Annotated in this window: 13 protein-coding genes; 12 read left to right on the top strand and 1 reads right to left on the bottom strand. The window is 65.4% G+C overall.

Annotated features, from left to right (window positions below; translation table 11 throughout):
* The first annotated feature begins 163 nt into the window (after positions 1-163).
* The 12 genes from AC27E8_RS03870 to AC27E8_RS03925 all read left to right on the top strand — a co-directional run bounded on the left by AC27E8_RS03870 (position 164) and on the right by AC27E8_RS03925 (position 12004).
* The gene (locus AC27E8_RS03870; protein WP_487098521.1) at positions 164-1945 is read left to right on the top strand and encodes a peptide ABC transporter substrate-binding protein; all 1782 of its coding nucleotides are present in this window, start codon (positions 164-166) and stop codon (positions 1943-1945) included.
* A gap of 157 nt (positions 1946-2102) precedes the next feature.
* Entirely contained in the window at positions 2103-2726 is a 624-nt protein-coding gene (locus AC27E8_RS03875; protein WP_487098520.1) for a YhbD family protein, read from the top strand.
* Between the two features lie 35 nt (positions 2727-2761).
* Positions 2762-3457 carry a polymer-forming cytoskeletal protein gene (locus AC27E8_RS03880; RefSeq protein ID WP_487098519.1) on the top strand — a complete coding sequence of 232 codons (696 nt, stop codon included), beginning with the start codon at positions 2762-2764 and terminating at the stop codon, positions 3455-3457.
* Between the two features lie 13 nt (positions 3458-3470).
* Positions 3471-4145, top strand: coding sequence for a polymer-forming cytoskeletal protein (locus AC27E8_RS03885; RefSeq protein ID WP_487098518.1), 675 nt, complete (start codon positions 3471-3473; stop codon positions 4143-4145).
* Between the two features lie 16 nt (positions 4146-4161).
* Positions 4162-5694 (top strand): MDR family MFS transporter, encoded by a 1533-nt coding sequence (locus AC27E8_RS03890; RefSeq protein ID WP_487098517.1) that lies wholly within the window; start codon positions 4162-4164, stop codon positions 5692-5694.
* Between the two features lie 27 nt (positions 5695-5721).
* Positions 5722-6969 (top strand): MFS transporter, encoded by a 1248-nt coding sequence (locus AC27E8_RS03895; RefSeq protein ID WP_487098516.1) that lies wholly within the window; start codon positions 5722-5724, stop codon positions 6967-6969.
* A gap of 84 nt (positions 6970-7053) precedes the next feature.
* Entirely contained in the window at positions 7054-7983 is a 930-nt protein-coding gene (locus tag AC27E8_RS03900; protein WP_487098515.1) for a manganese-dependent inorganic pyrophosphatase, read from the top strand.
* A 107-nt stretch (positions 7984-8090) separates the two neighbouring features.
* Positions 8091-8783: a thiamine phosphate synthase gene (thiE, locus tag AC27E8_RS03905; RefSeq protein WP_487098514.1), complete on the top strand. Its 693-nt coding sequence runs from the start codon at positions 8091-8093 to the stop codon at positions 8781-8783.
* Positions 8770-9927 carry a glycine oxidase ThiO gene (gene thiO, locus AC27E8_RS03910; RefSeq protein WP_487098513.1) on the top strand — a complete coding sequence of 386 codons (1158 nt, stop codon included), beginning with the start codon at positions 8770-8772 and terminating at the stop codon, positions 9925-9927. The genes thiE and thiO overlap by 14 nt, the downstream gene beginning before the upstream one ends.
* Complete coding sequence (gene thiS, locus AC27E8_RS03915; RefSeq protein WP_067846974.1) at positions 9905-10105, top strand: sulfur carrier protein ThiS; 201 nt, start codon at positions 9905-9907, stop codon at positions 10103-10105. Before thiO ends, thiS begins: the two co-directional genes overlap by 23 nt.
* A 63-nt stretch (positions 10106-10168) precedes the next feature.
* Positions 10169-10957 (top strand): thiazole synthase, encoded by a 789-nt coding sequence (locus AC27E8_RS03920; protein WP_487098512.1) that lies wholly within the window; start codon positions 10169-10171, stop codon positions 10955-10957.
* Positions 10958-10972: 15 nt separating this feature from the next.
* The gene (locus AC27E8_RS03925; protein ID WP_487098511.1) at positions 10973-12004 is read left to right on the top strand and encodes a ThiF family adenylyltransferase; all 1032 of its coding nucleotides are present in this window, start codon (positions 10973-10975) and stop codon (positions 12002-12004) included.
* A gap of 3 nt (positions 12005-12007) precedes the next feature.
* Here AC27E8_RS03925 and AC27E8_RS03930 read toward each other — a convergent pair whose 3' ends face one another.
* The gene (locus AC27E8_RS03930; RefSeq protein WP_487098510.1) at positions 12008-13000 is read right to left on the bottom strand and encodes an SPL family radical SAM protein; all 993 of its coding nucleotides are present in this window, start codon (positions 12998-13000) and stop codon (positions 12008-12010) included.
* Positions 13001-13072: the final 72 nt, after the last annotated feature.

Consider the following 13072-nt stretch of genomic DNA (forward strand, 5'->3'; position numbering starts at 1 on the left):
ACGCAAGTGTGAAGTTGTATTGAAGATCTCTTTAAAAAATGCGTGCAATGCGCAATTGGACTTGCTATACTAGGGGTGTCCTTGGTTCTACACCTGCTACTGGCCCGCATCGATCGACACCGTTCGATGCGGGCATTCTCTAGGCGTTGATAGGGAGGTACAAATGGTGCGAAAAATGAGAAAACGAGCGCTTGTTTCTGGCGCAGCTGCAGCAGCCATTGTGCTGGGGGTCACAGGGTGCGGCACGGCCGCCAACAATGCTTCGTCTAGCACGCCTTCTTCGAACGGTGCGAGTGCCGCTAGTGCATCGGCTGGCGCGGCCAGCGTCAATCCAGCTGGTGTGATTGATTACGCGCTGCCTCCGCAGACGGACCTCAACTGGTTCCTTCCCATCTTTAACGCGGCGAACGATTCGCTTTACAACGCTCAGATTGTGGATCAGATGTACATCCCGATGCTGGTGCTGAACAACGATTACAGCATCAACTGGCAGGATTCCATCGCGAAGAACATCACCTACAACAAGCAAGGTACGGTCTATCACATTTTCTTGAATCCCAAGTGGAAGTGGTCCAACGGCCAACCGGTGACTTCCAAGGACGTGCTGTTCACGTGGAACGTGATTAAGGCGGCGTCCGCGCCGAACGCGCCGAGCCCGTGGCCGTTTGTGGGTGTGGGCACCGGCGACATTCCGAACGGCGTGAAGAGCGTGGTGGCGAATGGCCCGTACGAGGTCACCATCACCCTGAAGCAGCCGGCGAACCAGCAGTGGTTCATCTACAACGGCATCATCCAGCTCACGCCGCTCCCTGCTTCCTACATGGACGTGAAGTCGAACATCGTCGACGAGATCAAGTACCTGGGTGCCAATGCGACCAACATGATGTTCGACAAGGTCGTCGACGGCCCGTTCAAGCCGCTCTTAGCCAAGGATAAGCAGGAGTGGGTGATTGTCCCGAATCCGAGCTACGCGGGCCACAAGCCTCAGGTGAGCAAGATTGTCTTCCAGTACGAGGGCTCGAACGAGGCAGAATTCGCCGCGCTGCGCAGCGGTCAGATCAATGTGGGTTACCTGGATCAGTCGCAGCTCGGCTCCGAGTCCGCGCTCACCTCGATGGGCGACACGGTGACACCGGAATACGCATTCGGCATCTTCTGGATTGAGATGAACATGTACAAGGGCTCGCCGAATGCCAGCATCTTTGATCAGCTGCCGGTTCGCCAGGCGCTGCAGATGGCGATTGACCGCCAGACCATCGTGAAGGACATCTACAAGGGCTTCGCGGTGCCCCTGTACGGGCCGATTCCGCCGCAGCCTGCGACGAAGTTCTACGATCCGGCCGTGAACGGCCTCTACAGCTTCAACCTCGCGAAGGCGAAGCAGACACTGGAGAACGCCGGCTGGCACCTGAAGAACGGTGTCATGACCAACGCGCAAGGCAAGAAGATGGAGTTCACGATGATGTACGTCACCGGCAGCGAGTCGACGCAGCAGGAGGCGGAGCTCGTTCAGCAGGACCTGGCGCAGATCGGCGTGAAGGTGCAGCTCAAGGGCGAGCCGTTCTCGCAGTTCATCTCCATCACGTCGGACTCGAGCAACCACTCCTGGGATCTCGCACTGGGCTCCGGCTGGGTGTACAACGGTCCTGGTTACTACCCGACCGGCGAGGGACTGTTCAACACCGGCGCGTCGAGCGGCACAGGCTTCAGCGATCCGAAGGAAGACCAGCTGATCAACGCGACGCACCAGCCGTATCCGACCGAAGCGCAGACCATGAAGGTGTTCGACGAGTACGAGATGTACACGGCAAAGGTTCTGCCGTTCCTGTGGACGGTCAATCCGGCCACGCTCGTCGTGGTGGCTCCGCACGTGCAGGGCGTGTTGCAGCACCTGAACGCGGCAGACGGCCTGCCCGAGATGCAGTACTGGTATGTGACGAAGTGAACGAAGAATGCAAGGCGCCTGCCCTCGTGGCAGGCGCTTTTTGAATCAGGGGGGCGCGTTGGCGCGGCCGGCGACTCACTTCTCAGGCCCCGGTGAAGTGGCACTTGCGAAATGTAACATTGTTATGTTACGATGGCGGCGTCGGAGATGATGTTCAATGGACGAGGAACTGATCTCAAAAAAGGAGTTACTCGATCTCGCCGGGATTTCCTACGGCCAATTGTATCGCTGGAAGCGTAAGAAGCTCATCCCGGAGGAGTGGTTCATCCGCAAGGCCACATTCACCGGCCAGGAGACCTTCTTTCCCCGCGACAAGATCCTGAGCCGCATCGAGCAGATCAAGCAATGGAAGGAAGACGTCCCGCTCGATGAACTGGCGAAGCGCCTTTCGCCGACGGGTATCGAGATTGAGCGGGCTGGAGAAGACCTCGTGCGCCTCGGCATTGTGGGCGATCTCGCCTGGCGCCTCTACGCCGATGCGGTTCCGAACGCCCGGATCTTGGCATTTCCGGACATCGTCTGCGTATACCTCGTGCACGAGGCGCTGGAGAGCGGCCGGGTCAGCCTGGACGAGGCGCGGCAGCTCACCGCTGCATACCCTCGTTTCGTAACAGTGTTTCGTGACATGCAGATGCGTGTCGATCTCGTCCGCAAGCTCGGCGTCGGGACCTGGCTGGCGCGCGCGCCGAATGCCGAGATCGCGCTTGATCCGCAGGCCAACGTCGCGTTTTCCGTCGATGTGGCGAGCGCTGTGGAACAGCTGAAGCTGAAGCTGATGTGAAGGTGACCATGGTCAAATCGGGGAGGGGATCGCGTATGCCTGAGGATCTAGAGGTGTCCGGCCGCACGTCGGTGGGCGGCGGGACGTATGGGCGGGTCGAGGTCAACGGCATGGCGAAGATGCAGGGAGATATCGCTTGCGAGACGTGTGAAGTGAATGGGAGCGCGCAGGTGGATGGCAACCTGCGGGTCGAGGGCCGACTCGAGGTAAACGGCCGCATGTCCGTGGACGGGGCCGTTTGGGCGGGGGCATTCGAGATCAACGGGCTGTGCGACGTGGACGGCAACTGCGAGGTGGCGGAGCAGGCCGAAGTCTCAGGCATGGCGCGCATCCAGGGTGCCCTGCGCGCGGGCGTCCTGAAGATTGGCGGGCGTGTCAAGGTGGAGGGGCCCATCGAGGCGGAGCGCGTCCGCGTGACGGGCAATGTGCACTGCGGGGCGCTGATGAACGCGGACGTGATCGAGTTTGAGTTGATGGGCAAGTCCAAAGTGCGAGAGATTGGCTGCTCGTCGCTCACAGCTGCGGTTGGAAGCGGGGGATGGTTCTCGAAGCCGAGGCTCGAGGTGGAGACGATTGAAGGGGACCGCATCGAGGTGGAGGCGGTGCTGGCCCGCCGGATCCGGGGAGACGTGGTGGTCATCGGCGACGATTGCCGGGTCGATCGCGTCGAATACCGCACGTCGTTCGAGCGGCGCGGTTCGGCCGTGGTCGGTGAAGCGGTGCAGATCTGAGGGGGCGACGGAGATGGGAGACGGGGCGAAGCCGAAGCTGACGGTGATGGGCCAGTCCACCGCAGCGGGTGGCGACTTCGGGCGCGTGCGGATCATGGGGCAGGCGGTCGTCAAGGGGCCACTCACCTGTGAGCGCCTCCGCGTGATGGGCGAGCTGGAGGCGAGGGCGGACGTGTCGGCGGAGGCGGCGACCATTATGGGACAGGCGATGTGTCGAGGCGATGTGACCGCCGCCAAGCTGAACGTGATGGGGGCGCTCGAATGCGACGGGCACTTGTCTGCGGGAGTATTCAAGACGGCGGGCGAGGTCGTCGTCCGTGGAAACTGCGGCGCCGATCGCGCTCTCATTCGCGGTGCGCTGACCGTTGAGGGCCTGTTCTCCGCGGACGAGGCCCGGTTTCGGCTGCACGGCCCGTGCCGGGTGCGCGAGATGGGGATGGGTCGGCTCACCGTGGAGCTGCCGCGGTATCTGTGGAAATCGTCGATGCGCAGGCACGGGACGCTCGAGGCGGACGTCATTGAGGCGGACGAGGTCCACCTCGTTCATACCCGCGCCCGCGTGGTGCGGGCGCAGGTGGTGCGGCTTGGCCCAGGATGCGAGATTGAACGCGTGGAATATGGTCAGTCGTATGACGCGCACCCGGACGCCAAGGTGGGGCGGGTCATCGACGCGGGTAGGCCTGAATAACGCGAGGAGGGTTTGTGTGCAGGCAGATCGGACTTCGAACCAAGGGCTCGTGGTGCTGGCCCTGCTCTTGGGCATCTTTGTCGCGGCCATGGACAACACGATTGTGGCCACCGCGACGGGCAACATCGTGGCGCACCTGGGCGGCCTCGAGCAGATTGTGTGGATCACGGCGGCGTACATGCTGACGGAGATGGCCGGGATGCCCATCTTCGGCAAGTTGTCCGACATGTACGGGCGCAAGCGGTTTTTCATGTTTGGCATCGCGGCGTTTCTCATCGGATCCATCCTGTGTGGGACGGCGCAGAACATGACCGAACTCGCCATCTACCGCGCGATTCAGGGGATTGGCGGCGGTGCGCTGATGCCCATTGCGTTCACCATCATCTTCGACGTGGTGCCGCCGAAGGAGCAGGGCAAGTTCTCGGGGCTCTTTGGCGCGGTCTTCGGCATGGCGAGCATCTTCGGCCCGCTTCTCGGCGCGTACATCACCCAGCACTGGTCGTGGCGGATCGTCTTCTACATCAACGTGCCGATTGGTGTTGTCGCGTTCCTGCTCATCCTGTTCGCGTACCGCGAGTCTGCGCGGCACGGCCGGCAGGCCATTGACTGGCTCGGCATCTTCACGCTGGTGCCCGGCGTGACGGCGCTCACGTTCGCGCTGGAATTCGGCGGACAGACGTATCCGTGGAACTCCGCGCCCATCCTGGCTGGTTTCGCCGTTTCCGCGGCGCTCCTCGCGCTCTTTTTCGCCGTGGAGCTGCGCGCCAAGGAGCCCGTAGTCTCGCTTCACCTCTTTCGAAAGCGATCCTTCGCCGTCTCGAACGTGGCGGGCATCTTGAGCGGCAGCGCGTACATCGTCGCGGTCGTGTGGGTGCCGATTTACGTGCAGGGCGTGCGCGGCGGATCGCCCATCGACGCGGGGCTGTTTCTCCTGCCGATGATGGTCGGATCGTCCGTGACCGCGGCGATGGCGGGGCGCTTCGCGAGCCGCGCGCCTTATCGCACCGTGCTCTTGCCGTTCGCCATCGTCTTCGGCGCCGGCATCGCGCTGCTTCTCGGGCTTGGGGCAGATACGCCGACGTGGCGTGTAATCCTCGACATGGCCGTGGTGGGGCTTGGCATCGGGCCGTTCTTCTCCGTCACCGGCATGGCCGCGATGGGCGATCTCGACGCACAAAACCGCGGCGCGGGCAGTTCCACGAACAGCTTCGTCCGCGAACTCGGCATGACGGTCGGGATTGTGATCTACGGCGCGATTCAGAAGCACGCGTTCGCCCACCAGGTGGCAGAGGCGTTTCGGGGTGTGCCGCAGGCGCGCGCGTTCAGCCACATGGATCCTCGCGCCATCATGTCGCCTGAGACGCGCGAGCACATGCCCGGCTTTGTGCTGCAGAAGCTCACAGACGCGCTGAATCAGTCCATTCACTCTGCGTTCCTTTGGGATCTCGTTCCATGTGTGCTGACCGTGGTGGCGGTGTGGATGTTTGGAACATCTCGCTTTCGGGCGCCGGCCTGGTCCAACGCTCCGAGCGGCGAGACGGTGGAGTGACGTCAAATCCAGTGAGGAGAGAGCGCGATGTTACGGGTATTCCGATGGCCGGCGTTCACCTCGGTCTGGCTGGGGCAGGTCCTGTCGCAGCTCGGCACGCAGTTGTTTTTCATCATGGCGTACTGGGAAGTTCAGCTCCGCTCGCCGTATCTGTTGTCCGCCGCGGGCCTGGCCCTGACACTTCCCAACCTCCTGTCTGCGGTGGGCGGCAGCCTCGTCGATCGCTGGGACGCCCGGTACGTGATGCTTTGGACAGATCTCGCTCGCGCCTCGGTCTCGCTGTTCGGCGCCCTCGTGTACGCCCTTTGGCCCCACGCGTTTGTGGCGGTCACGCTTGTCATCCTGGCCGCGCACGGCCTCGGAGGGAGTCTCTTTGGGCCGGCGGAGAACGTGATCCTGCCGCGCCTGGTGCCCGACGAGGATCTGACGGCGGCCAATGGTCTGGTCATGACGACGTCGCGATTGGCGCTGTCCGTCGGGTCGGCCATCGGCGGCGCATCGCTCGCGGCCATCGGCATCCCTTGGATCGCGGCCATCGACGGCCTGAGCTTTCTCGCGAGTGCCGCTGCCGTGGCGAACGTCATTCGCCTGTGGCGGCGCGAGGGCCGGATCTGGCGGGATGGCGCGGCGGAACCGAGGCCGAAGGCTTCTGTGGTCTCGCAGGTGATGGAGGGCTGGCGCGCCGTCGGGCGCATTCGCTGGTACGTGGCCGTCCTGCCCCTCATCGTGCTCCTGAACTTCTTCTTTGCAGGCGTGGACGTGCTGTTGTCGGTGTGGACGCACCGCGTGCTGCACGGAGGCGCTCTCCAATTCGGCGCCATCAACGCGGCGCTGTCGCTCGGACAGTTGCTCGGGAGCCTCTTCGCGGGACTCGCCGCGCGGATGAGCGCGCGCACCGGACTTCTCACCTTCGGCGCCCTGACGTCCTTTGCCATGCTCATCTTCAGCTTCTCCCGCTCGGTGTGGCTCTCGCTCGCGATGAATGTTGTGCTGGGCGTGTCGCTCGCCATCATCAACGCCATCGGCTTTGCCCTGATGCAGCGCGCGATTCCTGGGGAGGTGCGGGGCCGCGCGTTTGGCCTCATCTACTCGTTCGCGGGCGTGGCCGTCCCGCTTGCGTCCGCGCTCGCCGGCGCTTCGTTGCACGTGGTCCCCGTCGCGGCGTGGATGTGGCTCTGTTCCGCCGCCTGTGCCGCGCTCACCATCGGCTGGTGGCGCGTCGCGCCGAAAGGCACCGCCGGTGGTCCCTCGGCAGATGTGGCGTCGAACGCATGATGCCCCGCGATTGGTGCAAACAGGCCCTCCGACCTGATATACTGGATTCGAATGTTTACAAAATCGCTTGGAGGAGTCGGCTGCATGGCGAAGCGCTTGATTTTCGGCCATCGAAATCCGGATACCGACGCGATCACGTCCGCGATCGCATACGCTCACCTGAAGCGCGAACTGGGGGAGGACGTGGAGCCCGTTGCGCTCGGCGAGCCCAACCCTGAGACGCAGTTCGTCCTGAGCCATTTCGGCGTGGCCGCGCCGCGCGTGGTCGAAAGCGTGGCGGGAGAAGTGGACGAGGTCATCCTGGTGGATCACAACGAGCGCCAGCAGAGCGCGCCGGACGTCGACCAGGTGAAGGTGGTGGAGGTCATTGATCACCACCGCATCGCGAACTTCGAGACGGCGGATCCGCTCTACTACCGCGCGGAGCCGGTCGGGTGCACGGCCACCATTCTCAACAAGCTGTACAAGGAGAAGAACGTGTCCATCCCGCGCCACGTGGCTGGCATCATGCTTTCCGCCATCATTTCGGACACGCTGCTGCTCAAATCGCCGACCTGCACGGAGGAGGACGTGAAGGCCGCGCGCGAGCTCGCCGAGCTGGCTGGCGTGAAGCTCGAGGAGTACGGCCTTCAGATGCTCAAGGCGGGCGCGGACCTCAGCCAGAAGACCGTCGACGAACTGCTGACGCTCGACGCGAAGGAGTTCCAGATGGGGAACCACAAGGTCGAGATCGCCCAGGTCAACGCGGTCGACGTGAACGACGTGCTCGCCAAGAAGGCCGAGATCCTGCAGGCCATCGAGAAGAAGATCGCCGAAAAGGGCCTGGATCTGTTCTTCTTCGTCGTGACGGACATCTTGAACAACGACTCGGTCGGCCTGGCACTTGGAAGCGCGGCGCACGCGGTCGAAGAAGCGTACGGCGTGAAGCTCGAGGATCATCAGGCCTTGTTGAAGGGCGTCGTGTCCCGCAAGAAGCAGATTGTGCCGGTGCTGACGGAGGCGCTCTCGAAGTAAGTCCACAAAAACTCGGATAGCTGCCGATGCGGCGGCGCGTTTGCGAGGTTCAGACTGGAAACCTGCCGTGCCCGATGGGGTGCGGCTTTTCTTTTGGAGATGACAGCATGACCCATGTGCTCCATGTGTTGAGTGATCGCGCCCGCGGCGCAAAGGTTCCGCTCGAAGACGCGCTGTGGCTTGCGGCGTTAGGCGGGGCCGACGTGATTCAGGTCCGGGAGAAGAAGGCGCCGGCTCTCGCGGTGTTCGAGTTCGCGTGTGCGCTTTTGGCGCGAATTCGCGAGGCGGGATCGAGCGCGCGCGTGTTGGTGAACGACCGCCTGGACGTGGCAATGGCGGCAGGCGCGGACGGCGTGCATCTGGCGGCCAAGTCGCTGCCGGTGGCGGTCGCGCGCGAGGTGGTCAAGCGGGCGGGCGGCGGGCTTGTCGTCGGCTGTTCCGTGCATTCGCTCGAGGAAGCGAAGGCCGCCGAGGCCGCGGGCGCGGACTACGTCACGTTCGGCCACATCTTTCCGACCGCGTCTCACCCGGGACTGCCGCCAAAGGGCGTGCGTGAGCTCGCTCGGGTGGTCGAGGCGCTGTCCATCCCGGTGGTGGCGATTGGCGGCATTGACGCGGGAAACGTGGGCGAGGTGTTGGCGACCGGCGCGAGCGGCGTGGCCGTGATCGGCGCGGTGGTGGAGGCCGCGGATCCGCGTGCGGCCGCGGCGAGGCTCAAAGAGGCCATGGCGAGATCGCCCGTGGCGCCCAAGGTCCCGTTTCCGACGCTGGAGGGGGGAATGCGGCGTGCGCGCGTATGACGCCGTGGTGGTGGGCGGCGGCGCGATTGGCATGGCGTCGGCGCGGGCGCTGGCGCGCGAGGGGCTGTCCGTGGCCGTGGTCGATCGCGGCCGACTGGGGGGCGAGGCCTCGAGCGCGGCGGCGGGGATGCTCGGCGCGCAGCTCGAGGCGCACGCGCCAGACGCGTTTTACGCGCTGTGCCGCGAGAGCCGCGCGATGTACCTGGAGTTTGCAGCGGCGCTCCTTGAGGAGACCGGCATTGATGTCGAGTGGGTGGAGAATGGAATTGTGCAGCTCGCGCGCTCCGAGGGCGCGGCCACGCAACTGAAGGAGCGGATGAACTGGCAGCGCGCGGCTGGCGATGAGGCCGTTTGGCTGGAACCCGGGGAGGTGCGCGAGCTCGAGCGCGGCGTGGCGGGCGATGTGCTCGGCGCCCTCTACCTGCCGCGCGACGGGAACGTGCACGCGCCGAGGCTCAGCGCGGCGCTGCGGGCGTGTGTGGCCAGCGCGTGCGACGTCTACGAGGGCGAGGAGGTGCTGCGCGTCGAGCGCGATGGTGAGCGCTGGCGCGTCCGGGGCGCGCGAGAGGTGTACGCGGCGGATTGTGTCGTCGTTGCGGCGGGCGCGTGGGCCTCTCCTCTGCTTCGCGCGCTCGGGGTTCCGCTCGAGGTGCGCCCGGTGAAGGGGCAGATGCTCGCCGTCCGCCCTCCGCGCGGCGCTGGGCTGCGCCGCACCGTCTACGACGCCGGAACGTACTTGGTGCCCAAGCGGGATGGCACAGTCGTGATCGGCGCGACGGAAGAGCCGGACGCCGGTTACGACAAGCGCAACACCGTGGATGGCCTCGCTGCACTCGCGGCAAGGGCGCTCGACGCGGTGCCCGGCCTTCGCGGCGGCGAGTGGCTGCGCGCCTGGAGCGGGCTTCGCCCGCGCCTCGCGGGAGAATCGGCCGATCCGGTCATCGGGCCGTGGCCCAGCGCGGAGGGGCTCATTCTCGCCGTGGGCCACTTTCGCAACGGCGTGTTGCTCGCGCCCATCACGGGCCGCATCGTGGCGAGCGCTGCGCTCGGCCGCGCGCCCGAGGATCTGTGGTTGCCGTTTTGGCCGCCAACGCGCTTCTCGGTCTTTGGAGGTGAGGTGCGTGCGGATACGATTGAACGGTAAGGACGTCTCCCTTCCGGACGGCATGACGCTGCGCGATCTCGTCCGTCACTACGATCTCGACGGCGAGCCGGTTGCCATCGAGCGGAACGGCCAGATTGTGGACCGGCAGGCGTTCGAAGCCGAAGTGATTCAGGAGGGCGACGTCATCGAGATGGTGCGATTTGTCGGCGGCGGTTGAGGGGATTTGGGCCGCTTCGCAGACGGGTCGCCCTGTCGCAGACATCCATACGATGGGAGGAGCATGTTTCCCGTGGAACCTTTGGTGATTGCAGGTCGCTCGTTCAACTCCCGGCTCATGGTGGGCACGGGCAAGTACGAATCTCTCGAGGTCATGCGCGAAGCGCTCGACGCTTCGGGCGCCGAGATCGTCACGGTCGCGGTGCGCCGGGTGAATCTCGATGCGCGCGAGACGTCCATCCTGTCCTACATCGATCTCGAGCGCTACACCCTGTTGCCCAACACGGCGGGATGCCACACGGCGGAAGAGGCCGTCCGCACGGCGCGGTTGGCGCGCGCCGCGGGGCTGTCGAACTGGGTGAAGCTCGAGGTCATCTCGGACGACGGCACCCTGCTTCCGGATCCCATCGCGACCGTGGAGGCCGCCGAGACCCTCGTCAAAGAGGGATTCGTCGTGCTTCCCTACACCACGGACGATCACGTCGTGGCCCGGAGGCTTTTGGAGGTGGGCTGCGCGGCCGTGATGCCGTACGGGTCCGCCATCGGCACGGGGCGCGGTCTCGAAGCGGTGGAGCGGATTGCGCGCATCGTCGACGAGATCCGCGGGCGCGTGCCCGTGGTGGTGGACGCGGGCATCGGCGCGCCGTCCGACGCCGCGCTCGCGATGGAGACCGGTGCGGACGCCGTGCTCGTCAACACCGCCATCGCCCGGGCGGGCGATCCGGTCGCGATGGCGCGGGCGATGCGGCTGGCGGTCGAGGCTGGCTATCTCGCGCGGCGCGCCGGTCGGATCCCGAAATCGAGCGTGCCATCGCCTTCGAGCCCAGAGGCGGGCGTCGTTGGCCGGAGTTGAAAGGAAGGCCGCGCCATGACGGATTTCGACTTCAAGGACCGATACTCGCGCCAGATTCGCTTTCGGCCCATCGGCGAGGCGGGACAGGCGCGCATCTCGCAAGTTCGCGTGGCCGTGGTGGGGCTCGGCGCACTCGGGACCGCGAGCGCCGCGCAGCTCGCGCGCGCCGGCGTGGGCTATCTGCGCCTCATCGACCGGGACGTCGTCGAGCCGTCGAATCTGCAGCGCCAGTTGCTGTACACCGAGGAGGACGCCCGGAACGCCACGCCGAAGGCCATTGCGGCGCGCAACGCGCTTGCGGCCGCCAACAGCGGCATCGCCATCGAAGCCGTGGTGGACGATCTCGACGCCTCGAACGCGGAGCACCTGCTCGCCGACGTGGACGTCGTGATCGACGGAAGCGACAACTTCGAGGTCCGATATTTGGTGAACGAAGTCGCGGTCAAGCACAACATCCCGTGGGCCTACGCGGGCGCGGTGGAGGCGCACGGCACGAGCGCGTTTCTGCGCCCCGGCCGGACGCCGTGCCTCGTGTGTCTGCTGGGCTACGGCGCCCGCGTGGGACACGACACGTGCGACACCGTCGGCGTCATCTCGCCCATTGTGCAGTGGATGGCGTCGTACCAGGTGGCGGAGGTGCTGAAGTACCTCGCGGGCCGCGAGGACGCCCTGTCGAACGCCATCCTCCAGGCCGACGTCTGGCATACCGACGTGCGCCTCATCCGCATGGGCGGGCCGAAGCGAGACTGCCCGTGTTGCGGGCGACGCGACTTTGTGGCCCTCCGCGCTGGCCGCCGGGCGCTTTCCATCACCTTCTGCGGCCGCCAGACGATTCAGGTGCGGCCTCAGGAGGACGTGGCGCTCTCGCTGTCAGCGCTCGCCGAGCGCCTGCGGCCGCTTGGCACTGTGCGCGCGAATGACGCTCTGCTCCGATTCGAGACAGAAGGCATCGCGCTCACCGTGTTTCCCAACGGCCGGGCGCTGGTGCACGGTACGGACGATCCCGCCCGCGCCCGTTCGCTTTACGCGCAGTACATCGGCATGTGATACCTAAAGCGGCAGCGTCAACTGAATGTAGTGGGAACCGGGCGCGGTATTCCCTGGTTCCGCGCGCGCAAGTCTTGCCGTCTGCGCGGCCGGCTCGGCGTCCTGCGAGTCCGCGGGCGTCTGCCGCGGCGCAAGACCCGCCATTCGCCTGGCGAGGGTTTCAACCGCGTACAACCGCTCGGCGTACGCGCGCGATGGATAGGCGCGGCCCGCGTACAGCCGTTCGTATCGGGGAACCATCGCCGGGTACGCGCGCTTGAGGACGGAGAAGAACCACGGCTTGACCTCGGGTGCCAGCCGCAGAGGAGACACCATGGCATCCGTAGCGCCTGCCGCCCGGGCGGCCTGCATCACCGCGGCGATGGAGTGGGCGTCGTCCGTCAGGTAGGGGAGCACGGGTGCGACGAAGACACGCACGGGAATTCCGGCCTGCGCGAGCTTCGCCATCGCGCGCAGCCGGACGGCGGGCGGTGGCGTGGCTGGCTCGAATGCGCGCCAGATCTCGGCATCCAGCGTGTGCAGGCTCACGTGCACGCCCTCCAGCCTGGCGCTCCGCAGAAGGTCGATGTCTCGCAGCACGAGTGGCGATCTCGTCGTGATGCTGAACCGGACGCCGTACCGGATGAGGATCTCGAGGCACTGGCGCGTGATGTGGAAGCGCGCTTCGGCTGACTGATACGGGTCCGTCGCCGTGCCGACGGCCACCGTGCCGAGCGAGGCAGCCATCCGCTCGAGGTCTCCGCCTGCTCGCGCCAGCCGCGCTTCGAGTTCGGCCTCGAGAACGGCCGGCAGATCTCGCTTCACGTGGATGCGCGAGCGAAACGTGTCGTCCGCGCTGTACCCGAGATACTCGTGCGTGCCTCGCGCATAGCAGAAGGCGCAACCGTGTCCGCAGCCTCGATACGGATTCAGCGACCATGTAAAGGGCATGTTCGAGGCTCGGACCCGGTTCAGCGCCCGTTTCACCTCGAGATGAAGAAACTTCGGCGCCTCCACCCTGGCACTCCCCCTAGGCTCGACCTGCACAAAACCGAACATATGTTCTGATCCCAGTATACCCCCGCTCCC

The organism is Alicyclobacillus sp. CIJ1 (assembly GCF_057538885.1).

Coding starts and splice junctions, on each gene's coding strand:
- AC27E8_RS03870 (WP_487098521.1), top strand. CDS start 164: ATGGTGCGAAAAATGAGAAAACGAGCGCTTGTTTCTGGCGCAGCTGCA.
- AC27E8_RS03875 (WP_487098520.1), top strand. CDS start 2,103: ATGGACGAGGAACTGATCTCAAAAAAGGAGTTACTCGATCTCGCCGGG.
- AC27E8_RS03880 (WP_487098519.1), top strand. CDS start 2,762: ATGCCTGAGGATCTAGAGGTGTCCGGCCGCACGTCGGTGGGCGGCGGG.
- AC27E8_RS03885 (WP_487098518.1), top strand. CDS start 3,471: ATGGGAGACGGGGCGAAGCCGAAGCTGACGGTGATGGGCCAGTCCACC.
- AC27E8_RS03895 (WP_487098516.1), top strand. CDS start 5,722: ATGTTACGGGTATTCCGATGGCCGGCGTTCACCTCGGTCTGGCTGGGG.
- AC27E8_RS03900 (WP_487098515.1), top strand. CDS start 7,054: ATGGCGAAGCGCTTGATTTTCGGCCATCGAAATCCGGATACCGACGCG.
- thiE (WP_487098514.1), top strand. CDS start 8,091: ATGACCCATGTGCTCCATGTGTTGAGTGATCGCGCCCGCGGCGCAAAG.
- AC27E8_RS03920 (WP_487098512.1), top strand. CDS start 10,169: ATGTTTCCCGTGGAACCTTTGGTGATTGCAGGTCGCTCGTTCAACTCC.
- AC27E8_RS03925 (WP_487098511.1), top strand. CDS start 10,973: ATGACGGATTTCGACTTCAAGGACCGATACTCGCGCCAGATTCGCTTT.